Below are 24,654 nucleotides of genomic sequence, written 5' to 3' on the forward strand. Positions count from 1 at the left end.
CGACGGAAACGTTTTTCGGCCGTGGCGCTCTGTTTTTTCCTTTCCAAAAAATGACTGAACCGATCCCTTCCGAAAAAGCCGGCCCCCTCACGGCGGCGGACTTTGAAACCCTCCTGGAGGCCAGCCGCGCTTTGTCGGGCACCCTGGAATTGTCGGCCCTGCTCCGGACGGTGATGGAACTGGCCGCGCGCGTTGTGCGGGCCGAGTCCGGTTCCCTCCTCCTCAAGGACGAAAAAACCGGGGAACTTTATTTCGACGTGGCGCTGGGGACCGCCGGGGAAAAAGTCAAAACCGTGCGTTTAAACCCCGGCGAAGGCTTGGCTGGGTGGGTGGCCTCGCACCAAATTCCGCTCATCGTCAACGACGTTCAAAGCGATCCGCGCTGGACCCCTCGGGTGGACGACCGTAGCGATTTCGTCACCCGGCAAGTGGTGGCGGTCCCCCTTCTTCGCCAAGGGCGGCTCTTGGGGGTGGTGGAAGGGATCAACAAAACCGGCGCGCCCGGATTCACGTCGGTGGATCGGCGAGCTTTAGAAATTTTTTCAGCCCAAGCCGCCGTCGCCATCGAAAACGCCCGCCTCTTCGCCCGGCTCCAGGGAGAAAAAGAGACCTTGGGCCGGTTGGTGAACGAGATGTCGGATGGCGCGCTTTTGGCGGACGAAGCGGGGGCGGTGACCTTGGTGAACCCCGCCGGGGCGCGCCTCTTGGGTGTTGAACCCGACCAAGCGCCCGGGCGGCCGTTGGCCGAGGTGGGCCGTTCCTTTGAACCGCGGCCCGGCTGGAAACAAGCCCTTTCCTCCCGCGAAACCGTTTCCATGGAACTCGTGCGGGATATGGGGAAAAAATTGGTCCTGCGGGGGACCCTTCAGCCCTTGCAGGAGGGAGCGGGATGGCTTTTCCTCTTCCGCGACGTGACCGACGCCCGCCGCGAAGAACGGCTGAAACAAAACTTCCTTTCCGTCATTTCCCACAAATTGAAGACGCCGCTCGTGGCCATCACGGGATTCGCGCCGCTTCTATTAGAGGACAAGTCTCTCACCCCGATCCAACGCCAGGGCCTGAGCGCGATCCGGGATCAGGGGGCAAAACTGGCCCAACTGGTGGAGAAACTGCTCAACTTTGCCACCGTGGAAGCCGAAACCGTGGCATTGACCAGGCGCCGCATGCGGGTGTTTCCGGTGCTGGAAAAGACGGTGGCCTCGATGGCGCCCGACTTGACGCGCCGGGGAGCCCAAGTGGCGTTGGACAACGGGTTGGATGCCCTACCGGCCATTTCCGCCGATCCCGATCGCTTCGGCGAGGTCATGCGGAACCTTATTGAAAACGCGGCCAAGTTCGATCACAAGCCTCAAAAACTCATCCGCGTCTTCGGGCGGGTGGAGAACGGGGAAGCGCTCATTTCCGTTGAAGACGAGGGCGCCGGCATTCCCTCTGAAGAGATCCCCCGGATTTTCCAAAAGTTCTACCAGGTGGAGGAGTCTTTCACCGGACAAGTGGACGGCGTGGGGCTGGGGTTGGCCTTGTCGAAACGGATCGTGGAAGCCCACGGCGGGACCCTCCGCGTGCGGTCCGTGGTGGGTCGAGGGTCCGTGTTCACCACCAGCTGGCACACGGAAGATTGATGGCCAGGGCGCGCTGGGGAGAACTTGGGCGCGCGGCCGAAGGACTGGAAATCTACGTCGAGGAGTCCCGGCGGCGGACGCTTCGCTGGGAGGATGGTCGGCTGGAAGAGGCGGTGGACGCTTCCGACGCGGGAATCGGTCTGCGGGCTTTGGCTGGAAACGTTCGTTTCGCTTCCCTGGACGCCCGCCGGCCCCTGTCTCAGGGCCCGACGAGCGAGGAGGCCCGCACGTTTCACGCCCTCGCCCAAACCTTGGTCCAGCGGAAGGCCGCGGTTTCTCGGCGTCCGCTTTTGGCCTTCGCTCCTCCCACCGTCAAACCCGATGAAGCCCCCGCTCAGGAAAAGGTCCGCTGGTTGGCCCGGGCCGACCGAGCCGCGCGGCGGGACCGCCGGATCCGACAGGTTCGCCTAACGTTGGGGGAACTCTCCAAAAACGTGGCCGGGGTGACGGCGGAAGGCCGGGCCTTTTCCGAGAGCCGGTCTTACGTGACGCTGGTGGCGCAGGTGACGGCGGCGGATGGACGACAGCGCCAAAGCGGGTACGAGGTGACCGCGATTCAAGGGGGCTGGAACGATTTGCTCCGAGCGAACCCCTCGGCCCTCGCGGCCCGAGCCGCCCGGCGGGCCCTGGCCAAACTGGCGGCGCCGGCCGCGCCGCTCGGGGAGATGGCCGTGGTGATCGCGGCCCAGGCCGGCGGCACGCTGATCCACGAAGCGGTGGGCCATTCCCTCGAGGCCGACAGCATTGAAGACGGGAGCTCGCCCCACTACGCCGGCAAAATCGGGCGCGTGGTGGCGGGAGAAAAAATCTCTGTTTTGGACGACCCCACCCTTCCCGGCCAAAGGGGCTCCTTCGGGGTGGACGACGAAGGAACCCCTTCGGAACGGACCGTCCTGATCGAAAACGGCGTTCTGCGGACCTACCTCTATGATCGCCGCACCGCCGGCGCCGCGGGGCGTCTCTCCAACGGTCACGGGCGGCGGGAATCCTACGCTCATCGGCCCATTCCCCGCATGTCCAACACCTTCATCGCCCCGGGGCCGGACGATCCCCGGCGGATCCTCCAGGAATTGAAACGGGGCCTTTTCGTCACCCGGCTGGGCGGTGGGCAGGTGAATACGGCCACGGGGGATTTTGTTTTTGAGGTGGAGGAGGGGTTTTGGGTGGAGGGGGGGCGGGTGAAGAACCCGGTCCGCGGGGCGAACCTGTTGGGCAACGGGCCGGACGTTCTTCGTTCCATCGACCGCGTCGGTTGGGATCTGGGGTGGTCGGTGGGAACCTGCGGCAAGGAGGGGCAGAACGTTCCCGTTTCCGACGGGCTTCCCACCCTCCGGATTCCCCGCGTGGTGGTGGGAGGCGCGGCGTGAGGTCCAGCTACTCCCGCATCGGCAGTTACGGGTTCTGTCCAAAAAAATATGAATACCGCTATGTCCTGGAAACCCCCGCTCCGGCCAAACCGGAATTGGCCTTCGGCGTGGCCATCCATGAATCTCTCGAACACAATTTCATGCAGAAAATCGAGTCCCGAGTGGATTTACCGGCCCGGGAGGTGGGGGATTTCTTCCGCCGTGTTTTGGACGAACGCCTGGCTTCGGTTCCTGAAGAATTCCTTCGGGGCCCGTCAGATCCCCACTACCTCCGCGCTCTGGGAGAGCATTTCCTGGAACGTTTCCTAATCGAGCGGGCGCCCTCGCTTCAACCCGCGCCTCGCGGCGTGGAATGTTCGTTCCGCCTGCCCCTGCCGGGGGACCATGAACTGACCGGGCAGTTCGACCTGTTGGACACCGACTGGGTCCTGCACGATTTCAAGACGTCCAACAAACCCTACGATCCCAAACGCGCGGACAAGACCCAGCTGGTCCTCTACGCCTGGGCCTGCGAACGGATGTTCGGGCGGCCCCCCCAGGCCCTCTGTTTCGACGTTTTCGTGAAAGGGGACGGGGCGGAAGGGGCGGCGGGACTCCAGGCGCCCGTGTTTTTTCCAGCGCCCTCGGCCGCCGACATGGCGCAAGTCTCGCGCCGATTATCGGCCATGGTCGAACGGCTCCGGCAGGCGGAAGAAAAAAAAGAGTTTCCCCGCTCTTTTGAGCCTCTCCGCTGTCATTGGTGCGAGTATCAACCGATTTGCCGCCGGGAATGGGACTTGGAGGGGCAACCCCGTCCGGTCCGGATCACGCTCGAGTCTTTGGTGGGTTAACCCGGAAAATTCAGTTGCCCACGGGATTCGACGTAAAATCTGACCCTTTTTACTTCACAAAAAAGTTCGACCGTAGTCCCAGCTACGCCCTCACTTTTTTGTTTCGTAAAAAGGGTCATCTTTTCCATCTCGGTCCTCGCGTGCAACTGAATTTTCCGGGTTAAGCGGGAGATCTACTGTGGTTTTCGGAGGGGAATGCGGGCGTTTTCGTTGAAGAAGGGCAGTTTAGATAGAATTTTTGGCATCACCTTTTCCGCCTGTTCCTCCCCCACCTTGATGATGTCCGCCGCCCGATGGAATTCCAGCCAGGCGAAATCCGAAAGGTCCGGGGCGATGACGACGTCGGCCTCGTTGGCTCCCGCCTGGGCGATCCCATACTGCATGGTGTAAAGGGTCTTGGCCATGACCTTAAAAATGTGGGGGCCATGAAGCGGGTTGAAAACCGAGGGGCGCCTGGCCCGCTGGCCCGGGAGGCGTTTGACCGAAGGGGCGGTGGTGATGTTCACGGAAAGGGTGATGTCGGCGCCCATGGCTTGGATGATGGAGGTGGGCACGGGGTTCACCAAGCCGCCGTCCACCAGGTATCGGCCCTGCCAAAAGAATGGTTCGAAAAAGAACGGAAGGGAAAGGGACCCTCTCACCGCTTCGGCCACGGCCCCGTGGCGCAAAACCCTTTCTACTCCCGTGTTGATGTCCGTCGCCACGCAGGCGAAGGGCAGGCGCAACTGGTCGAAGCTGACGTCTCCGATGACGGATTTCAAAAATTGCAAAACGCCGTTGCCCACGACGACGCCTTTCCAGGGAAGAGCGAGGTCCGCCATGGACCACAGCCGGCTTTTGGTGATGCTGAGAGCGATCTCCTCCAGTTCGGGCACCGTTTTTCCCGCCGCGTAAAAACTTCCGATCAAGGCCCCCATGGAGGTGCCGGCCAAAAGGTCCGGAAAGATGCCGTTCCGTTCCAGGGCCCGCAAAATCCCGATGATGGAATAGCCCAGGGCCGCCCCGGATCCCATGGCAAAACCGATCCGGAGCCCCACCAAATGACGGGCCATGCGGTCCAGCCCTTGTTGGGCGGTGGCGTTTTCAGAGGATAAGAAAAGTCCGTTGTGGGCGGTTCCCCAGGGGATATAGTAACGGCCGGGCCGGTTCCGGCGGGGAAGAGAAATTTTCTGCAATTCCACCAGGTCCAACCGGGGGGCCGGGACGACGCTTTCCATTTCGCGCCACAGCGGTCCGCCTCGCTCGGCGGATTCTTCGCGCACATAGAGGGTCCGGTCCGCCTCTTCCCAAAGGGCTCGGGCCGCCCGGGAGGATCGGGCCGGTAGCGAGATAAACACAAAATCCCAATCCCGCCGGGCCGTTGTCACCAACGGATAGAGCCCGCCGAAAAGACGCCCGCCGAGCAGAGGTTCCGATATGGAAATGACATCCAGGCCCGACGCGTGCGCGAGCGCAATGGATCGAAGGCCCTCGGGCGTTTGGAAGTCTTGAAGATCCATGTCGCGCGGGGCCGAGCGGCCTTCAGGGCCTAACCGGGAAATAGCTGATACGCTTTCTTCCTCCACCACCTCGACCAAAAGGACGCGCCGCCGGGACTGTTGCAGGGCGGAAAGGGCCAGGTTCAGGACAAACGAGAGTCGTTTTTTCGGCGGGAGCGACCCGACCAAAGCGAAAACGCGCCCCGGCGTCGGCGACGCCGGCGGACGGTGGACCGCCTGCATCAGCCGTTGGGATAAATATCGCGTGACCGCCAAGGCCAAGGTCGGGTTTTTTCGAAGAACGGCCTCGAATTCTTCCCGACGGAGTTCCAGCAGTTCGCTGGGGCGGACGGCCGATGCTGTTCCGGGACGGTTTTCGCCTCCGAGCAGGGCCATCTCGCCCACCAGGTCTCCTCGACGCCCCAGCGTGGCGATCAGGCGGTCGCGCCCGTCCAGCCGCTGCACCACCTCGATCTGGCCGGAAAGGAGGACATGAAGCGCCCCGCCTTCGTCCCCCTGACGGAAAAGGGTCTCGCCGGGTTTTAAGGTGATCGAATGGAAGATCGGGTGCAGGCGGGCCATGTCCTCCTCGCGGAATTGAGCGAGGAGGGGAATCTTGCGGAGCAAAGGTGTCCATTCCGGTGTGTGTGCCATTTTGTACCCCCGTGCCCGGGGTCCCCTTTAAGTGAACACCCAGAGGACGGCTTTGTCAAGGTCAGATTTTGTCGGTGATGCGTTTTTGTGGGGAAATTCTCATGGGGCCCTTTCGGCTGGTTCAGGGGAGATTTTCCAACTGACTAGACGTCCTCAAGTTTCCCTTTCGTCGAACACATAACCGATGTTTTTTATCGATCGAAGGCGCTCTCCGAACGGACCCAGTTTGGCCCGGACGCGGGCCAACGTGGTGTCGATGGTCCGGGTACTCCCGAAATATTGGTTGCCCCAGACGCTCTCGGTGAGGAAAGCCCGCGTGAGAACATGGCCCGGGCGTTTTAAGAACGCATGGAGAAGATCAAATTCCTTCGGTCTCAGTTCCACAGGGGTCCCGTCCAGGGTGACACGCCGCCGGGTGACGTCCAAGGTCAAGGGCCCATGGCGAATCGTTTCAGGTTCTGGAATTGCGGGTCGGCCTTTCCGGAGCGCCACGTGGAGCCGGGCCGCCAATTCCCGGGGACGCAGGGCTCGTTTCGAAATGAAATCGCACGCCCCCAATCCCAGAGCGAGAACCGTGTCGGTCTCCCGTCCGCGTACGGTCAACATGAGAATCGGGATGTCCTGGGTTTTGGGATCGCTTTTTAATAATCGACAGACTTCGGTGCCGTCCATGCCCGGCAGATTCCAATCCAGTAAAATCAAGTCCGGAAGGCCTTCCCGCGCCCGGTTCACGCCTTCCCGCCCGTCCTCGGCCATGATCACCTGAAACCCTTCTCCGGTCAGATGTTCCTCGATCAACCGTCGGAAATCCGGTTCGTCGTCGATGACCAAAACACGCGCGCCGCTCATAGGGTGGACCGGACCGGAAAAATAATGGAAAAGACGCTCCCACGGCCCGGCGCGCTGGTGAGTTCCATCCGTCCTCCCTGGGCTTCCACCAGGCCTTTGGCGATGGCCAATCCGAGCCCTGTTCCTTTCGGCCCTTTCACCTGGTCCTGCGATGGGCGGGCCTGTTCAAATCGGTTAAAGATTCGTTCCTGGTCAGCGGGGGCGATGCCGGGCCCCGTGTCGGAGACCGTTAGGCGAATTTCCCCGGGCGTGACCACGCTCGCCAGGGAAACCCGACCGCCGGCCGGGGTAAATTTAAGCGCGTTCGCCGTCAGGTTGGTCATCGCCTGGTGGAGTTTGTCCGGGTCCGCCCAGACGGTCAGATCCGCCGGGACATTGAGTTCGATAACGATGGATTTTTCAAGGGCTTTGGCGGCGAAGAGGTCCACCACTTCGCGGACCAACTCCGCCACGCGCACGGTGGCGGGGCGAACATCGAGGCCCTTTGCCTCAATCTTGGCCACGTCCAGCAGGTCGTTAATGAACCGGCCCAGCCGCGTGGCGTTGTTTCGGACGATGGTGAGATGCTCTCCGGCGTTGGCGATGCGCCCGCCCCGAACGTCTTTATCGATTAGGACGGAGTAACTTTCAATGGCGGCCAGGGGCGAGCGAAGCTCGTGGGTGACGTTGGCCACGAAATCTTCTTTCATGCGGTCCAACTCCGCCAGGCGGAGGGCCATCCGGTCAAAGTCCTCCGCCAGTCGGCCCAACTCGTCTTTTCGATGGAGGTGGATCCGGTGGTCCAGGCGCCCTTCGGCCACGGCCCGGGTTCCCTCAGCAATTCGCAAAATGGGGCCGGTTAACCCGCGCGCCAAAAGAACCGACCCCCCGATGCCCAAAAGGAGGACAACGAAGAAGGCATTCCCCCATCGCCGTGTTGTGTCTTTCAACACGGCTTGGATCTCCTGGTCGACGGCGGTCTGGGAGAACACCACGGCGGCTACGGCGGTCGGTTTTCCATTGGCGGTGACTTTCAAAGATAATCGTGTCAGGGTTTCGCCTTTCAATTTTCGCCAGGTTTGTTTTTCCATTCCTTGGGACACCGATATGGTTTTTGCCTGAGATGGGATCTCTACGGGGGACTGAAGAGGAACGAGCGGCCGCCCGACGCTGTCGGCGCAGGTCGCTTCGCGAACGGCGGGGGACCGTTGGAGGGCGCGAGCCGCGTTGATGGCCGCCAAATGATCCTGAACCAGGACGGCGTCACGGCAGGCCTGGGCGAACCCTTCCATCCAAGCCAGGCTCGTTTTTTCGGCCTGGGCCTGAAGGTGAAGTCGTTCGCTTCCGTACAACGCCGCCCCAACGGCGGCTAACGTCGCCACCAGCAGAGACACCGTCCACAGACTGATCCTCGTGCGTAGGTTCATGGGCGAGGGGCCTTCGTCCCGATTTCTTTTCTCACGCGTTCCAAGGCCCTTTGAATCTTATTATCTTCCGGAGCCAAGCGCGCCGCTTGCTCGAACAAATTTAATGCCTTGGCAAGATCTTTCATATCGTAGGCGCGCACCGCCTGCTCAAACAGTTGATTCGACCGTTCTTGCCGTTTTGTCTGGAGCGACCTTTCGATGTCTTTAGCTCGAACGGCGCTGTCTTTGTAGTTCATACCGCCGGCGCGGGATGCCTGATAGAGTCGCAGGGCTTCTTCCAGGCGGTCGTTTCGGCGAGCCTTCTCGGCGTCCTGGTAGAGGGCCTCCCGGCAAGAAGAGGCGCCGGCCTGGGCTTCTTTGGAATCTGGGACCAGTTCCAACAACGACAACCATTGGTCCAGGGCCGAGGCCCACTCTTCCTTGTCCATAAACCGGCGAGCCCTTCGACGACGGTCGTCCTGTTCCCGGCGTTGTTCCTGTTGGAGTGTTTTCGCGGCTTGGGCCAATCGGGCGGCCCCCGCCCGGGCCTCCGCGGAATCGTAGAGCGCCCGGGCTTCCCTGTGGTCGGGTTGAACCTCCAGAAGTTTGCGAAAAAAGTCGGCCGCGGCCTCGAAGCGTCCTTCTTTGAAGGCTTGGTCCCCAAGGATCAACAGTGTCTCCGGATCGAGACTTTCCGAAAAACGGGCCTCGACGGAGTGCGACAGTTTCTTCGCCCGGTCGTTGGACGGCGAAAGGGCGAAAACCTCCCTCAGGGTTTCACGGGCTTTCACCATCTGCTTCGCCTTGAAATGTTTTTCCGCCAGGGCGAGCTGTTCTTCGAGACGAGCTTCTTCCGGCAAACGCTCTCCGAACCGAACCGAAACGTCCAAGCGATGGGAATCACCCACCGTTTCTCCCGGAAGGAAGGCGTAGTTCAATTGGAACCGACCCTTCTCAAATCCAGCCCCGAAAACGAGTGTGTCCAAAAAGCTGTCGGCTCCGTGCAGAGAACGGTATCCCACCCTCACCCTCAGCCCCATGGGGAGCGGGGCGAACTCCACTCCCAGTCGGGAACGAACTGTTCCGTCCTCAAAGGGTTCCACTTGCCCGGTCACCAGCCAGGGGGAGCGCCCCCCCGGTCGTTTCGGCGCGCCGAACACCCCGGCGCCCCCCAGGCGCAGGGACGGGTGGAGGCCCACAGAACTCGTTCCAATTTTTAAGTTCGGGCCCAGGTTGTTGAGGCCCACCCCCCAGGACCAGCGTCCCTGGCGCCCCAGGGCTCCGAGGTCCACCCCCCAGGTCTGTCCGGATTCCGTTGTGAGGTCCTGTCGGATCGCCTTGGCGGTCACCCCGGCCGAGAGGGGGCCCACAGGTTGGGCGAAAGAGAAGGCCACTAAGGTTTCTTGCGGACCCGCACTGCCAGTCACCGCGCCGTCCTCCACCAGATCGAAGGATTTCACTGAGGCGTGAGCCACCCGGGCCCCCCAGGTCCGCCGTTCCTGGCCCCACCAGGCCGGCCGCACCAAACGAAGGTCGTTTCGCGATTGGTCTCCAAAATCCTCTGTGTGGCTGAAGGCGACCTCCGACAGTGGGAGTTGGTTCAACCCAGCGGGGTTCCAAAAGAGAGCACCGGCGTCGTCCGCCACCGCCGCGAAGGCGCCACCCATCCCTTCCGCCCGAACCCCCGGCGACCAGTCTAACAAAGTCAGTCCCGCGGCCGAAGATACCGGTGGTCGGAGGAACGCGCCAAGGAACGCAATGACAAAGATCGGGATCCGCACCCCGGTCGCGCCGGTTGAACATCGTTGGAAAAAAAACATTCTAGTCCACGAGGATCTTATTGGTGATCCGCTCGCCGTGGAGTTCCAATATCAGGAAGTAGACCCCCGGATCCACTCGATTCCCGTGGGAATCGGCCCCGTCCCACACCACCGGGACGATGCCGGGTTCCACCGTCATGTCCAGCAAGGGCCGCACTTCCTCGCCTTGAGCGTCAAAAACCTGGGCCCGCAGGCGGGTCGATTCCGTGACGTGACAATCGAAAGCGGCCTTCGTCCCCGGGCGAAGACGGTTGGTGCCGGTGATCACACCGGGTTCCCCCGGGGTGAGGACGAGGGAGTCCTCCGCCCTTTCGCTCTCCCGGCCCACGCTGTTGCGAAAAACCGCTTGAACGGTTTTGGTTCCTTCCCCCGAAGTAAACGTGATTTCCGGATCGCTCCGATAGGGGATCCATTGGTCTCGAAAGGCGTCGGCCACATCGCCTGAAAGCTTCATCTCCTGAGGATCCCCGCCCACCGTGATCGCCAGCTTCACCCGGGGAGAGGGGGGAACGGGGCCTGATTTGGACCGAGGGGTTGCGGAGCGGTTCGAACCCATACACCGCCTTGACGGCGCCGTAGGGGGCTTGGTACGTGATACCGAAATCGTCAAAGACCACCAGATCCCGAAACGCATCTCCGTTAAGGTCGGCAAAGGCGATGTCGCCGAAGTTTCCGTCCCAGACCAGAGAGCTCGCGTTCAAAGCGTTCAGATCGAACCCCCCCGGGCCGTTATCCGTGCTCAGCATGGCCAAAACTCTGCGGAAATTTCCTCTATTCTCCATAAGGAATAGATCGGGAATTCCATCCCCGTCAAAATCGTGGAACCCGCCCATCCCCGGTAACGAATAATTTGGGGCCAAAATCGGAAAGCTCTGCACCGCGTTCGGAGCGCTCGTGGATAAATCTAAAATCCGTCCGGCGGAGATGTCGGTCCCGGGAAAAACGGCGGCAGGGGGAAAAGAGTTGAATGGGCCCAAATGAACCAAGAGCTCGTCCCGACCATCCGCCGTCAAGTCGCCCGCGGCGGTTCCGCTTATATGTGACTGGGAGGACGCGCCCCACACCCGCACGTCCGCCGCGGGGCTTCCGAGTATCCAAAGGGAGGGGAATGTTCTCCCGCCGAACAAGATGTGAATTTCCCCGTTGTCCGTTCGACCTCCTACGTCCGCGTTGGGAGCCGAGAGAACAAGATCGTCCCACCCGTCTCCATTGAATTTTCCCTTGGTTACAAACGACCCCAAATTCCCTGTGCCCCGGATAACAGGCAGAGGGTGTGACCCAGCGAGATCGATGGTCCCCGCCAGGGGCACCGATCCGCCGAACACCAAGTAACATTCGTTCACTCCGGGGGCGCCCACCAGGAGGTCCTCCCGCCCGTCCCCGTTAAATTCGCCCACCACGAGGGAACTGCCCAGAAGAGATTGAGGTTTCCCAAGGATCACGAGATCACCGGGGGTCGTGTTGAGGTCCATCACGGAAGGAGGGGCCATGGACCCCCGGATGATATGAATCTCTCCCCGATCGCTCGTTGCGTTTTGGGAATTGCCGATGACCAACTCCTTTTTCCCATCTCCATCCAAATCCGCGAAGCCCAACGAATCGGAGTTGAAAATATAGTAATTCGCCAAGATGCGTAGGTCCTCGTCTGCCGAAAAGAGCGTTTTACCTGACGAGCCGCCAAAAAACAAACTGATTTCGTGTTGATAATTGGTCCGGGGTAGACTCACTGCCACATCGTCCCTCCCATCCCCATTGAAGTCTCCCGCCGCTAAAACCGCTGGCGTCCAATAAGCGCTTGTGGGGAAGCGGTCATTAAAAATATCGACGTTCTCTTCCCCCGATTGGACGTTGACGATGGCCCTGGCGGAAAGGGGAAAAAAAATCACCAGGAGCACACCCAATGGAGGGAAGGTTCGGTTTCTCGGGACGTCGCCCATGGGGTAAGTATAAGCCTGTTACGATTTTCTGCAAGTCTTATCGCCACCCAAAAAAACATGGATTTACAGATTTAACACAGGGGTAACCTGACTGAAATCCAGGTGAAATAGGTGTTCGGTAGACTGGTGGTAACGAAAGGCCGGGCGGTGAAACTTTTCCCCGGCGCCGGAGGAGGCAACCATGAGAAACATTCCTTGGGTTCAACGAGTCGCGATGATGCTACTGCTCTCTGTTTGGTGGGGGGTGGCGATTTTGGCCGTTTGGGGGATTTCGCGAGGAGTTCCTTCCTTGGGCAGTCTTTCCTTGTTGGGGATCTTCGTTTTTTCTTACCTCGCCTTCGGCGTCCTCCTCTATCGGACCGGAAGATTCTGGCGGCCGCTTCCCGCCGGGGAAATAATTCCCGATTCCCGCGGGGAATGGGCCTACAACGTGTTTCATCTCCCGTTCATGTTCTTCCTTTATTACCCGGCCGTTTTTTCCGGAATAATTCCGCCCCCCTTGAGCCGGCTTTTTTGTCGCCTGTGGGGAATGGAGATCAACTCCAACAGCTATCCCAGCCGTTGCGCCTTGACGGACCCCCCATTCATCCGAGTGGGGCGGGATGTTATTTTTGGCTATCAGGCGACTGTGACGGCCCACGTCATGGAGGGAGGGCGATTGGCCCATTACGCTATTCGCATCGGCGACCGTGTCACCATCGGGGTCAACGCCGTTATTCTGGCCGGGGTGACCATCGGGGAGGGCGCCATCGTGGCCGCCGGATCGGTGGTCCCGAAATTCACCCGCATCGGTCAAGGCGAAACCTGGGCGGGCATTCCCGCCCGTTGCATTCGTCGACCCTTACCAGTGGCCGAAAAAGTCGTTGCTCCCGTGCAAGTGGAGCGAATTTCATCCCCGGCAGACAACGCCAGTCTGAACAGAAGCGAACGATGAAAGCGGGCGGAAATACCTACAAAGGAGCGATGCCATGATCTCAAAATTGTTGGGCCTCCGCATCTTTGAGGTGGAAGTCTCCAGCTTCTGCAACGTCCACTGCCGCTATTGTCCACGGGAACTGGTCCCGGAATCCGGGCTGATGACGAGAGAAACGTTCTCCCGTTTTTTAGACGGCTTGAATTTGGGGCGGATGGACTCTGTCTCATTCGTCGGCATGGGTGAGCCGACGCTCAACCCGCGGTTGTCGGAATTCGTTCGGATGGTCAAGACCCGTTTCCCTAAGACGCACACGTGGGTGACCACCAACGGCACGAACTTGACGGCCAAGACCCTGCCCCCTTTGTTGGCGGCCGGGCTGGACACGTTGGGCATCAGTTTCAACGGGTTGGACCCCAGGACCTACGAGCAAAACATGCCCGGCGCAAAATTCGAGAAAACGTTGACCCATGTGGATGACTCGGTGCGTGCGGCCCGGTTGGCGGGGGGGCACACGCGCGTCCAAATCAACTACATCGTGACGGCCGAGAACGCCGAACGCGAGGCGGAAATTCAAGCCTTCTGGCGGAAGCGAGGCGTCACGCACTTTCGCCCACAACGGATGCATGATCGTGCCGGAACGGCCTCGGCCGTGCCCGGAATGTCCACGGTGGATTCAGCGGGTCTTAACGGCCGCCCGTGCGTGCGCTCGGCTGTTATGCCGTTCATCAGTTGGAAAGGCGAGGTGCTTCCCTGTGCGCACGACATGCGCCGCGTGAACGTGCTCGGCAACGTTTGTCAGGAATCGTGGGGGGACATTGAAACGCGTCAGCGGGACATCTTCCGTTGCACCCAATCGCCGGCCATGTGCGCGGCCTGCAAGGATCCCTTGCGGCATGACATGCTCAAAAAAATGGATGAAGTGGTGCGGAAGGAGTTGATAGTGCGTGTGAAAGATCGTTTGTTCACCCCCCTGCGCTCCACAGTTTGTTGGCTCCGGGGTTTGGTGCACAGGCGTGGGGTGCCGCCGGTGGGAAGCGTCGTGCTGAGTCCGGCGCCCCGTGATGTCGAATCGACGGGGCCGGTCGCGATGCCAACGGGCGATCTCGTTGACGGAGCGGAAATGGACTCCCCCCAGCCGGTTCTGTCGAAATGAGGGGATGTCGAGTTTTATGAAGTCGGATCGGGGTGCAATTTTTCATTTGCAGTCCCCGTCCTATCTTTAAGGAGGGTGTCATGGACAAGAAAAAGGTTCTCTTCATGCCGGGTTCGTTTTCTCTGGCGCACGTGGGCCGGTTGATCAGCCTGGCGGAGTCTCTGCCGAGCGATTCCTACGAGGTGGTGTTCGCCTGCGAAGAGCGGGACCAGCGGTTCATCCCGGCCCGGTTCGGCCGCCGCCGCGCTACGTCCCTCCGAGCGGAGGAGTTCCGCCGCCGCCTGGAGAAGGGGCACCCCCTGATCGACGCGCCCTTTTTGCGCCGCCAGGTCGCTGAAGACATTCATCTTTTGAAGTCGCTCCGCGCCGACCTGGTGGTGGGCGATTTCCGCCCGTCCCTCTCCATCAGTGCGTCCGTGGCGGGGGTCCCCTACATGAACGTCGTCAACGCCCACTGGAGCCCCTGGTCCAAGGAACCTTTTCAAGTTCCCGCCCTCTTGGACATCATGCCCGTCCAATGGATGGGGTTCCGCTTTGGGAAGAAGTTCCTGGACTCCATCATCCCCCTGGTTTTTCGTCTGCACAGTCGGGCTTTCAACCGGGTGCGGCGGGAGCATGGGTTGGCGGCTCTCCCGCACGATCTGCGGGGCGTCTATTCGGCGGGGGACTACACGGCCTACGCGGACCTGCCGGACCTGGCCCCGACGCCCGGGGCGCCCGCCGGACACCGCCACATCGGACCGGTTCTCTGGGAGCCGGACGTGCCTCTCCCTCCTTGGTGGGCGGATCTGCCCACCGACAAGCCGTTGGTCTACCTCTCCGCCGGGTCCACGGGTCGGACGGATTTCCTTACGAATGTATTGGCGGCGTTGGCGGATATGCCGGTGACGGTGGCAGTGGCGACGGCGGGAAGGACGACGGTGGCCCCCGTTGCCGGGCGGGTCTTCGTGGCGGAATATCTACCGGGCCTTCCGCTCTGTCAAAGGGCGGCACTGGCGATCAATAACGGCGGGGCCGGCGGCGTCACTCAAGCCCTCACGGCGGGGATCCCCGTTTTGGGGATCGCGGCCAACATGGACCAGTGCATGGTGATGAAACCCGTGGCGCGGTCGGGCGCGGGTCGGATGGTGTTGGCGGGGGAGGCGAAAACGTATGCCTGGCGGGAGGTGATCGGGGAACTGCTTTCCTCCCGCGCGGCAAAGGCGGCGGCGGAAGCTCTTTCGCGCCGGCTGGCCCTCCGATCGGCTCCGGAAGCGTTCCACGGGTGGGTGGATCAAATCCTGGGGGTTCGAAGCGAGCGCGCGGCGGTGCCGTTGATCACGTTCTTGCGTGGCGCGGTGAGCCGCTACTGGGAGCTGAACCTCTACCAAACCCTCGTTCAGGAAACCGGCGCAAACCCCCACGTGGCCGACGAATCGATCCAAAAGACGCCGGTCGCCAATGGCCCGGCGGGGAGGTAACCATGTATGCGATTGGGGAGTTCCGGTTTTTGGTGGCCACGACGCCGGACCTGCTGGACGCCGTCCACCGGCTCCGCTACCAGGTCTATGTGGAGGAGTACGGCTACGAGAAACCCGAAGATCACCCCGCAGGGCTGGAGAAAGACGCCTTCGATTCCCGCGCCATCCACATGGCCGCCCTGGACGGCCAGGGGCGGGTGGTGGGCACCATCCGGTTGATCCTCAACTCCGAGCTGGGTTTGCCCGCCTTACAGCTCGTGGAATCCCACTACCAGGACAAAAATCCCTCCTCCAAGAAGATTGTGGAGGTCTCCCGCTTCGCGCTCACGCGGTCCCTGCGGGGCAAGGCGGGAGAGGAGGGGTTCCGGGAACTGGACTTTTACTTGCGGAAGCTGTCGGTGAAACCCCCCGCGACGGCGGAGGGGCTGGACAACCGGGTGATCGTGCTCTTGGGTCTGATTCACCTGATGTTCACGGTGATGCGCGCGATCCACGCCACCGACCTCTACATCATGGCGGAGCGGCGACTGTGGCTCCTATTGAAACACCACAAGATGAAGTTCCGCCAGGTGAGCCCGGAGATCGATTACCACGGCAAACGGGCCTGTTTCGTGGCGCGATCGGTGGACGTGGCTGAACCCATGCTGGGGTTCCGCCGGGTGTTGACCCAAACCCTAGCGCGGACGGGCGCCCCGGCGAACCAATTCCAATTGCCGGCGCTTTTGGAGGCGGAAAGTTTCGACCTGGCGGGGTTCCGGTTCCAGGTGGCGAGTTCGGAGGCGGTGTTGGAGAAGGTCAGGGGCCTGAACCCTCCGGAACGAAGGGAGGGGCTATCCATTCAATTGGCGGCCCTGGACCGAGAGGGCCGGGCGGCGGGGGCGGTGCGGTTGGTGTTGAACGCGCCAGGGAGTTCGAAGAAGGAAGGGGCGATCGCGGGGTTCGCCCTGGCGCCGGAACATCGGGTGCCGATCCAGGGGGTATTGGACCCCGACGGCGGGCCGCTCTCTGTGCGGGAATGTCGGAAGGCCGCGGTGGTGGCGCTCGGGCTGATGCGTCTGCTCTACTGGGTGGGCAAAGGGCTCCGGCTAACCACCTGGCGGGTGAACCTCCCGGATTCCCTCGTCGGGATGATGGAGGGCCAGGGCATCGTCCTCCACGCGCTCGGGTCCGGAAACTACCAAATCCGGTTGTCGGAAGTGGAGGGACGGCTCCTCCACTTCCAGGGACTGCGGGAGAGTTTTAAGGAGATCCTCGCACAACGCCAGGGGAGGCGATCACCCCTGGAAGAATTACTAAATCGCTTCGAAGCGCGGGAAGAATCTCTTGAGCTAACCTCCCCAGGGGCCGTGTTTGGGGCTCGGGTCGTCTGAGAAATTTCCTATTCCACTTGACCCATCCGGCGGGCGGGCAGGCCTCCCCAGATCTCCCGAGGAGGGATCACCGTGGATTTGGGAACCACCGCCCCCGCCGCGATCACGGCGCCTTCCCCCACCGTGACGCCGCCCAGGATCACCGCGTTGACGCCGATCACGGCGTTGTCTCCGATCCGGATGGGGCTGTGCGACACCCGGTTCGCTCCTTCGATCGCGTGGGGGATCAGGGAGGATTGGTATCCCATAATCACATGGTCTCCCACCGTGACGAAACGCGGATCAAATATCATGCCGGCGCCGGGGTAAGTGTTTCGACCCAGTCGCGCGCCAAAAAGCGAAAAGAAAAGTCGGGTGAGAGGGATGGGGATCATTCCCGAAAAAGCGAGCGGATAGAACAGGCAAAACAAAAACGGCAAATAGAACACATGGTAGATGAACTCCTGCCGAGACCCCGGGGGAACGTCCCCCTCCCGCAGGGGGAAAAAGCCCATCAACGCGCGGTGGATTCCTAAGCCCACGATCACCCAGGCCGTGGCGAAAGCGAAGAAATACAAAAAGGGCCCCGCCCCGGGCAACCGGGGAACAAGGAGTCTGGCGATTCCTCCGGCAACTCCCATCCAAATCCCCATCAGAACAAAAGCGGCGATCCTTTGAGGCCACGGGATATTCCGCACGTGAGTTTCCCCTTTTTCGACTTGGTCCTCGTCCCGGTCAACGAAACCCGCAAAAGGGGCCATCGCCCCTCCCCGACCGGACGCTCCTCCCGGCTCCCGTTTTCTGCAGAGGACCGAGCCCTTGCGCAAGATGGCTCGAGGAATGGGTGCCACGGTCAATCCATCCTCCCCTTTGGATGCAGTGGGCGACGGGTTGAATCATCATTCTACTCGTCTGACACTGGACGTGCAAGGGAGCGGGGAGGTTTGCGCGAGAGACCTGCGGCGTTGGTCTGGTCTACGAAATGATCGTCCACTGGCGGATGTTGTAGCCGCTCCGGAGAACCGGTGCGGCCCAAAGCCTACGGGGACTGGGCGTGGTATCCCTCCGCATGGAGGAACACCCGCGAAGAAGAGTTCCTCGTTGCGGGCAACGCGATCCCCTTGACTGGGTGGGGTTCCCCCGTTAGACTACTGTTATGAGCGGAAAGCGGGTCCTTTTCGTCGCCGAGGCCGTGACCCTGGCCCATGTGGGGCGCATGGTGAGCTTGGCGGCGGGGCCCCGCAAGGTTGCCCACCCTCCGGCGCCGGACCGGCTGGAATTGCACGTTTCTCCTTATTTCTCGGGCCAAGAAACCTGCCGGCCGGCGGACCTGGTGATTCATAATGGCGGGAGCGGGAGCGTCAATCAATGCCTTCTGGGGGGCGTTCCATTCATCGGGGTGGCCTCGAATCTGGACCAGTTTTCCACCATGTATTTCGCCGAGCGGGCGGGGCTTGGAAAAACCATCCGAGCCGACCGCGTCGTCGCTTCCGCCGTGGCGCGCCTGGCGGGGGAACTTTTGGACGACGCCTCCCTTCGTCAAAGGGCCGCCGCCGTCCGGTCCCGCGCCCAAGCCTTCAAGCCCTCCGACATCCTGATGGAGGAATTGGATAAGATGGGTTTGGGGCGTTCCTGAAGACGGTCCTTCGGGTGTTCCAAGGAGGCGCGGGAAAAGTGGTAAAATCCCCGCGGGAGTTTGATCCCAACCACCATGACACGTGCCAGCGCTCCCCGGGGAACCCGGGACATCTTTGGTCTTGATGGGCGTTCCTTCCGCCGGTTGGAAGAGAGCGCGGCGAACTGTTTTGGGGCCTATGGGTACGAAGAGATCCGGACCCCGTCCTTCGAGAGCGCGGACCTTTTTTCCCGAGCCGTGGGGGATACGACCGACATCGTTGAAAAAGAGATGTATTTGTTTGAGGACCGTGGCGGCCGGCCCCTGGCTCTCCGGCCCGAAGGGACGGCGGGCGTGGTGCGCGCGTATTTGGAACACGGATGGGACCAGTCGGCTTCGGCCAAGAAACTCTGGTATGGGGGGCCCATGTTCCGGGCGGAACGGCCCCAGGCTGGACGGTACCGGGAATTCTGGCAGATAGGGGCCGAGTTTTTCGGAAACCCTTCTCCCCAGGCCGACGCCGAGACCCTTTTGTTGGTTCGCGACATCCTCCAACGTTCGGGCCTTAAAGAGGGCCTTCGCTTTTTGATCAATTCCATCGGGTGCGCCGTTTGTCGGCCGGGCTACCGGACCGCGTTGAGCGGGTATCTCGCCGCCCGAAAATCCGAGCTCTGTGAAAACTGCGTTCGACGGTTGGAACGAAATCCCCTGCGGGCTCTGGATTGCAAGGCGGATGGAGCGAAGTTCGGGGACGCGCCTTTGATGGCCGACCACCTCTGCGACGCCTGTCGCCTTCACCGGGACGAGGTGCTCGCCCTCTTAAAGAGCGCCGCCTTCCCCTATGAGGAGTCTCCCCGTTTGGTGCGGGGCCTGGACTATTACACGCGGACGGTTTTTGAGGTGACGGCTCCGGGACAGGGGGCCCAGGACGCCATTGGCGCTGGCGGGCGTTACGACGGGTTGGTCAAACTGCTGGGCGGGCCGGACACGCCCGCCGTGGGGTTCGCTCTCGGGGTGGACCGGGTCGCCCGGGCGCTCCAGGTCCAGGGGTTCGCGGACCGTCCGCTCCGGAAAATATTTTTGGCCCAGGCCGGGGCCGGGACCAGCGCCACGGCTTTCAAGTTGGCTTGGGACCTGCGGGTTCAATCCCAATCGGAAGGCGCCCCCGTGGCCGTTGAACTGGGGGTGTCTTCGAAAAGTCTCAAGGCCCAATTCCGCGCCGCCGACGGATGGGGGGCTGATTGGCTGGTCCTGGTGGGGGAAGACGAACTCAAACGAGGAGCGGTTGTCCTTAAAGATTTGCGCCACCACCGTCAGGAGGAAGTCCCCTGGCGGAGGTGGAGCTGAAGCTGTTCAATCGCATCGCCGTGGAGCCCCTCTCGTGAAACGAACCGTCTATTGCGGCCAAGTTCGGCCGGAGCAGGTAGGAAAAAAAATCACCCTCGCCGGTTGGGTTCATAACCGGCGGGACCACGGCGGCGTCCTTTTCATTGATCTGCGGGACCGGGAAGGGTTGGTTCAACTCGTCTTCCATCCGGAACGTCCGGAGGTGTTCGCCCAGGGCGAGGCCCTGCGGGGGGAATTCGTCGTGGAAGTGTTCGGCGAGGTCAAGCCGCGGCCCGCGGGCACCGAAAACCCCCACCTTCCGACGGGGGCCGTGGAGGTGTGGGTGGAAACCTTGGAAATCCTGAACCCCAGCCGGACCCCTCCCTTTGAAATTTCCGAACATTCCAACGCCAGCGAGGACGTGCGGCTTCAATACCGGTATCTGGACCTGCGCCGGCCCCCTCTTCAGAAAAATCTGATCCTCCGCCACCGGGTCACCCAGACGGTGCGGAGCTTCTTGGCGGACAACGGATTTTTGGAACTGGAAACGCCCTTCCTGACCAAGTCCACGCCCGAGGGAGCCCGCGACTTTCTGGTGCCTTCGCGGCTCTCGCCGGGGAATTTCTACGCCTTGCCCCAATCGCCCCAGCTGTTTAAACAGCTCTTCATGGTGGCCGGTTTCGACCGCTACTACCAAGTCGCCCGTTGTTTCCGTGACGAGGACCTGCGGGCGGACCGACAGCCGGAGTTCACCCAGATCGATTTGGAGATGTCGTTCATCGAAGAGGAAGATATTCTGAGCCTGGTGGAGGGACTGTTGAAGAACGTGTTCAAGGCCGCCCTTGGTAAGGACGTGGAAACCCCCTTCCCCCGGTTGTCCTACGCGGAGGCCATGGCTCGTTACGGTTCGGACAAGCCGGACCTTCGGTTCGGGATGGAGATTCAGGAAGTTTCCAGCGTTTTCGCTAAGACGGGTTTTCAGGTGTTCGCGAAAGCCTTGGCCGCCGGCGGCGTGGTGCGGGCCCTGTGTTATCCCGGCGGGGCCGCTCTTTCCCGGGCGGAAATCGACAAGCTGACGGAGTGGGTGAAAACCTTCGGCGCCAAGGGTCTGGCCTGGCTCAAAATGACGGAGAAGGGGGCGGAATCCTCCATTTCGAAATTCATGAGCGAAACCGAACTGGCCGAACTCCCCCGCGCCGTGGGAGCCAAGACCGGCGACATCGTTTTCTTCGGCGCCGGACCCGCCGCCCAGGTGGCGGCCTACCTGGGGCCGCTCCGGCTGGAACTGGCCAAACGGGCCGGGTGGACCAAGACCCAAGGCGTCTTCAAATTCCTCTGGGTGGTGGATTTCCCGCTTTTCGAATTCAGCGCGGAGGATAAGAAGTGGAACGCCGTCCATCACCCTTTCACTCGCCCGGCGCCCGAAGATGAAAAAATGTTGATGGAGGGGTGGACCGACCGACCGTTGGAGTCCTTGAGTTCCCGAGCCTACGACATCGTGTTGAACGGATCCGAGATCGGCGGCGGGAGCCTGCGGATCCACCAAACGGGCCTCCAATCGAAAATCTTTGAAGTCCTCGGCATCGATCCGGCCTCTGCCCGGGCCAAGTTCGGGTTCCTCCTGGACGCCCTGGACTACGGCGCCCCGCCCCACGGCGGATTGGCCCTCGGCTTGGATCGCTTGGTGGCGCTCCTGACGGGGGAAGATTCCATCCGGGACGTCATCGCTTTTCCCAAAACCCAGAAGGGGGCCGACCCCATGAGCGGCGCTCCCTCCACGGTGGATGAAACCCTTCTTTTGAGGGAACTGGCGCTCAAGATCTCCCGCCCGAGCGGACCGGTTCCGACGCCCGGCGCGCCTTTGAAATGATCGAGTCCAAGGGGGGCGATTCATGGTGACCCGACGCATGGCCCTGGCGGACCAGGAAGAAGCGGTTCTCCTCTTCGGTCCCCGGGATCGGAACATCAAGGAGATCGAACGGCGGTTTGCCGTCCAGGTCTTTGTTCGTCCCTCGGAACGGCTTCAAGAGGGGGGGCTTACCCTGGCGGTGCGGGGAAAGCCGAAACCCGTGGAGCAAGCCCTGGCCACGTTGGAAGAAATGAAACGTGCGGCGGCCCACTCCCGTCGGCAGGGCGGCCCGGTGGAGGCCGTGGAGGTTCCGAACCCCGGCGTCCCCAGCGGGCCCACCCCAGCGGACGCCGTTCTAAAAACCGTGACGGGGGAGGTCCTCCGCCCCAAATCGCCCACCCAGCGGGCCTACGTGAAAGCGGTCCAGGAAAAAGACATGGTGTTCGCCATCGGTCCGGCGGGCACGGGAAAAACCTACCTGGCCGTGGCCTGCGCCATCGCGGCCCTGGAGCGGGGTGCCGTCTCCCGCATCGTCCTCACGCGCCCGGTGGTGGAGGCGGGGGAAAAACTGGGTTTTCTGCCGGGGGATTTTTACGAAAAGGTCCATCCCTACCTCAAACCTCTCTACGACGCTTTCCATACCATGGTCGGCGCGGAGCGCTTTCGCTCTTTGCGGGAGGAGGAAATCGTCGAAATCGTGCCCCTGGCCTACATGCGGGGTCGAACCCTGGACGATGCCTTTGCCATCTTGGACGAGGCTCAAAACACGACGCCGGAACAGATGAAGATGTTCCTCACCCGCTTGGGGAACGGGTCCCGCATGGTCATCACCGGGGACGTGACCCAGATCGATTTGGAGAAAAAGAACCTGTCGGGGCTCGTGCTGATCCAGGAGGTTCTTCGCGGCGTGGAGGGGGTAGAGTTCATTCGTTTCACCGAGACCGACGTGGTTCGCCATCCGCTTATTCAGCGCATCATCCAGGCCTACGACAGCTGGGACGCCCGCCGAAAGGACCCGCCGGGCTCACCGGCCTGACCCCCATGCCGAACCTTTTCCTTCAGTTCGTAAGCCATTCCCTGAGGCCCTTCCTCCTCCGTTTGCTCCACTGGACGGAAAAAAGCGGCCCTCTGCCGGGCCCGCGGACTTCTCTCTTTTTGCACCGGGAGGTTCACGTCCCCACGTGGTTGGTGGCCCTCACGGTCTGGGCCATGCTCTCGGCGGTTCTTTTCTCCGAATTGGGGCCCGGCTTTCGGGCCTTGGTGGCGGTGTTGCTTCTGACCACGGGGCTCGTGGGCTTGTTCCGTCTCTTCATTCGCCACGACCATCCCGAACTTTACCATGACGACGACGCCATTGCTCTCGTGGGGATTCTGGTGGTGGGGGCCGTGCTTGGGATGGAATTGTGGTTCCGGCAAGGCTGGGTGTCCCCCTACGGAATGCCGCTGGCGGCGGTGAGCATCTTGGTGACGGTCCTCATCCACCCGCGGATCGGCGTCGTTCTCACGCTCGTGCTGGCGCTCCTTTTTGGACTCCTCAACGCATTTTCTCTTGAAGGATCCCTCGTGGTCTGTTTCGGCGGCATGGCCGGGGTCGCGCGATCCCTCCGCGTTCGGACCCGGCGCGACTTGACCTTGGCGGGGGTGTGGGTGGCCGGGGGGGGGTGGGCGGCGGTCGTCATACTGGCGCTCTTAGAACGGTGGCCCATGGACCAGGTCCTCTCCACCATGCGGTGGGTGGCGGGAGGGGCCGTTGCCTCCGTACTCCTCGTCCTGGCTCTTCTGCCGTTCCTTGAAATTTTCTTTTCCCGTCTCTCCAACATCCGTCTTTTGGAACTCTCCGATGTCAACCATCCGCTCCTGAAAAAGATGAGCCTGGAAGCGCCCGGAACCTATCATCATTCTCTCATCACGGCGTCCCTGGCCCAGGCCGCCGCCGAGCGGATCGGGGCGAACGCGCTCCTCTGTCGGGTGGGGGCGTATTTCCACGACATCGGGAAAATGGTCAAACCCGAATATTTCGTGGAGAACCAGGGGGCCCTCGGAAACCCCCACGAACTCCTGCCGCCCAACCTCTCCCGAATCGTTATTCAAGCTCACGTCAAAGACGGATTGGCCCTGGCTCAACGGCACAATTTGGATCGAATGATATCGGATTTCGTCTTGATGCATCACGGCACCAGCCGCGTGGAATATTTTTATCGGCGAGCCATTGAGCAGACCGGCGGTTCCGAAAGCGTCAACGAGGACCTCTATCGGTATCCGGGTCCGAAGCCCCACAGCAAAGAGACGGCCTTGGTGATGTTGGCCGATTCCGTGGAGGCCTCCAGCCGGACCTTGGAGGATCCCACCCATCAGCGGTTGGCGGACCATGTGGAACGGATCGTGGACGCTAAAATCGTCGACGGTCAGTTTGACCGGGTCCCCCTGACTCTGGCGGAGGTTCAGGAAGTGAAGGACTCCTTCGTGAACACCTTGGTGGGCGTCTACCACACCCGCGTCCATTACCCCACCAGCCAGGAAACCGACCTGGAACATCGTTCCCCGCCGCCGCGGGCCAAGTGAAAATCCTTTTCGCGGCTCGGGGGACCCCACCGGCGGGGGTGGAGAATCTCGCCCGGCGGGCGGTTCGGCGAGTCTTTGCGGGTCGCCGCCCGGTGCCCCGGGGCGAAATGAATATCGTGTGGACCACGCGGGAAGACCTCCGCCGGATGAACCGGCGGTTCCGCCGAACGGACCGGTTTACGGACGTCATCGCTTTCCGCCACGGACCTTCCGGCGTCATGGGCGAATTTCCTTTGGGCCCGCGGGGGGACGAGCCTTTCGGGGATCTCTACATTGCCGTGGACCAAGCCCGGGTCAACGCCCGCCGGTTTGGTGTTTCGCCAGCGGAGGAGCTTGTCCGCCTGGTGGTGCACGGAAGTTTGCATTTGTTGGGGTACACCGATTACGAACCCGCCGAAAAGGCCCGCATGTGGGCCGCTCAGGAACCCATCGTCCAATGCGTCGTGAAAAACGCCTCCGTCTGAGTCCTTGGTCCACGTCCT

At 61.8% G+C, this 24,654-nt stretch carries 20 protein-coding genes; 13 read left to right on the top strand and 7 right to left on the bottom strand.

Annotated features, from left to right (window positions below):
- Positions 1 to 50 precede the first annotated feature (50 nt).
- Genes IPP35_11345 through IPP35_11355 form a run of 3 tightly spaced genes read left to right on the top strand, consistent with a single transcriptional unit; the run spans position 51 to position 3,819 of the window.
- Entirely contained in the window at positions 51 to 1,622 is a 1,572-nt protein-coding gene (locus tag IPP35_11345) for a GAF domain-containing protein (protein ID MBL0059671.1), read from the top strand.
- Positions 1,622 to 2,989 carry a TldD/PmbA family protein gene (locus IPP35_11350; protein ID MBL0059672.1) on the top strand — a complete coding sequence of 456 codons (1,368 nt, stop codon included), beginning with the start codon at positions 1,622 to 1,624 and terminating at the stop codon, positions 2,987 to 2,989. The genes IPP35_11345 and IPP35_11350 overlap by 1 nt, the downstream gene beginning before the upstream one ends.
- Positions 2,986 to 3,819 (top strand): PD-(D/E)XK nuclease family protein, encoded by an 834-nt coding sequence (locus IPP35_11355; GenBank protein ID MBL0059673.1) that lies wholly within the window; start codon positions 2,986 to 2,988, stop codon positions 3,817 to 3,819. The genes IPP35_11350 and IPP35_11355 overlap by 4 nt, the downstream gene beginning before the upstream one ends.
- A gap of 173 nt (positions 3,820 to 3,992) precedes the next feature.
- Here IPP35_11355 and IPP35_11360 read toward each other — a convergent pair whose 3' ends face one another.
- The 6 genes from IPP35_11360 to IPP35_11385 all read right to left on the bottom strand — a co-directional run bounded on the left by IPP35_11360 (position 3,993) and on the right by IPP35_11385 (position 11,891).
- Positions 3,993 to 5,951: a patatin-like phospholipase family protein gene (locus IPP35_11360; protein MBL0059674.1), complete on the bottom strand. Its 1,959-nt coding sequence runs from the start codon at positions 5,949 to 5,951 to the stop codon at positions 3,993 to 3,995.
- Positions 5,952 to 6,104: 153 nt separating this feature from the next.
- The gene (locus tag IPP35_11365) at positions 6,105 to 6,800 is read right to left on the bottom strand and encodes a response regulator transcription factor (protein MBL0059675.1); all 696 of its coding nucleotides are present in this window, start codon (positions 6,798 to 6,800) and stop codon (positions 6,105 to 6,107) included.
- Positions 6,797 to 8,206 (bottom strand): HAMP domain-containing histidine kinase, encoded by a 1,410-nt coding sequence (locus IPP35_11370; protein ID MBL0059676.1) that lies wholly within the window; start codon positions 8,204 to 8,206, stop codon positions 6,797 to 6,799. Before IPP35_11370 ends, IPP35_11365 begins: the two co-directional genes overlap by 4 nt.
- On the bottom strand, positions 8,203 to 9,966 hold the full coding sequence (locus IPP35_11375) for a PorV/PorQ family protein (protein ID MBL0059677.1): 1,764 nt from the start codon (positions 9,964 to 9,966) through the stop codon (positions 8,203 to 8,205). Before IPP35_11375 ends, IPP35_11370 begins: the two co-directional genes overlap by 4 nt.
- Positions 9,967 to 10,006: 40 nt before the next feature.
- Complete coding sequence (locus IPP35_11380; protein MBL0059678.1) at positions 10,007 to 10,273, bottom strand: hypothetical protein; 267 nt, start codon at positions 10,271 to 10,273, stop codon at positions 10,007 to 10,009.
- On the bottom strand, positions 10,179 to 11,891 hold the full coding sequence (locus IPP35_11385; protein MBL0059679.1) for an FG-GAP repeat protein: 1,713 nt from the start codon (positions 11,889 to 11,891) through the stop codon (positions 10,179 to 10,181). Before IPP35_11385 ends, IPP35_11380 begins: the two co-directional genes overlap by 95 nt.
- A 499-nt stretch (positions 11,892 to 12,390) precedes the next feature.
- Here IPP35_11385 and IPP35_11390 point away from each other — a divergent pair, with 499 nt between their 5' ends.
- From IPP35_11390 to IPP35_11405, 4 genes are all read left to right on the top strand, one after another.
- The gene (locus IPP35_11390) at positions 12,391 to 12,876 is read left to right on the top strand and encodes a hypothetical protein (protein MBL0059680.1); all 486 of its coding nucleotides are present in this window, start codon (positions 12,391 to 12,393) and stop codon (positions 12,874 to 12,876) included.
- A 34-nt stretch (positions 12,877 to 12,910) separates the two neighbouring features.
- On the top strand, positions 12,911 to 14,011 hold the full coding sequence (locus tag IPP35_11395) for a radical SAM protein (protein MBL0059681.1): 1,101 nt from the start codon (positions 12,911 to 12,913) through the stop codon (positions 14,009 to 14,011).
- 80 nt (positions 14,012 to 14,091) lie between these two features.
- Entirely contained in the window at positions 14,092 to 15,471 is a 1,380-nt protein-coding gene (locus tag IPP35_11400; GenBank protein MBL0059682.1) for a glycosyl transferase family 1, read from the top strand.
- Between the two features lie 2 nt (positions 15,472 to 15,473).
- Positions 15,474 to 16,841 (top strand): PEP-CTERM/exosortase system-associated acyltransferase, encoded by a 1,368-nt coding sequence (locus IPP35_11405; GenBank protein ID MBL0059683.1) that lies wholly within the window; start codon positions 15,474 to 15,476, stop codon positions 16,839 to 16,841.
- An 8-nt stretch (positions 16,842 to 16,849) separates the two neighbouring features.
- Here IPP35_11405 and IPP35_11410 read toward each other — a convergent pair whose 3' ends face one another.
- Complete coding sequence (locus IPP35_11410; GenBank protein ID MBL0059684.1) at positions 16,850 to 17,581, bottom strand: acyltransferase; 732 nt, start codon at positions 17,579 to 17,581, stop codon at positions 16,850 to 16,852.
- Between the two features lie 395 nt (positions 17,582 to 17,976).
- Here IPP35_11410 and IPP35_11415 point away from each other — a divergent pair, with 395 nt between their 5' ends.
- The 6 genes from IPP35_11415 to ybeY all read left to right on the top strand — a co-directional run bounded on the left by IPP35_11415 (position 17,977) and on the right by ybeY (position 24,636).
- Positions 17,977 to 18,456: a hypothetical protein gene (locus IPP35_11415; protein ID MBL0059685.1), complete on the top strand. Its 480-nt coding sequence runs from the start codon at positions 17,977 to 17,979 to the stop codon at positions 18,454 to 18,456.
- Positions 18,457 to 18,531: 75 nt separating this feature from the next.
- A complete protein-coding gene (locus tag IPP35_11420; protein MBL0059686.1) occupies positions 18,532 to 19,782 on the top strand; it encodes a histidine--tRNA ligase in 1,251 nt (416 codons plus the stop codon).
- Between the two features lie 34 nt (positions 19,783 to 19,816).
- Positions 19,817 to 21,631: an aspartate--tRNA ligase gene (gene aspS / locus IPP35_11425; protein ID MBL0059687.1), complete on the top strand. Its 1,815-nt coding sequence runs from the start codon at positions 19,817 to 19,819 to the stop codon at positions 21,629 to 21,631.
- Between the two features lie 22 nt (positions 21,632 to 21,653).
- Positions 21,654 to 22,646: a PhoH family protein gene (locus IPP35_11430; protein MBL0059688.1), complete on the top strand. Its 993-nt coding sequence runs from the start codon at positions 21,654 to 21,656 to the stop codon at positions 22,644 to 22,646.
- A gap of 5 nt (positions 22,647 to 22,651) precedes the next feature.
- On the top strand, positions 22,652 to 24,172 hold the full coding sequence (locus IPP35_11435) for an HDIG domain-containing protein (GenBank protein ID MBL0059689.1): 1,521 nt from the start codon (positions 22,652 to 22,654) through the stop codon (positions 24,170 to 24,172).
- Entirely contained in the window at positions 24,169 to 24,636 is a 468-nt protein-coding gene (gene ybeY / locus IPP35_11440; protein ID MBL0059690.1) for an rRNA maturation RNase YbeY, read from the top strand. The genes IPP35_11435 and ybeY overlap by 4 nt, the downstream gene beginning before the upstream one ends.
- Positions 24,637 to 24,654: the final 18 nt, after the last annotated feature.

The sequence above is a fragment of the Elusimicrobiota bacterium genome (genome assembly GCA_016721625.1).
Taxonomy (GTDB): domain Bacteria; phylum Elusimicrobiota; class Elusimicrobia; order FEN-1173; family FEN-1173; genus JADKHR01.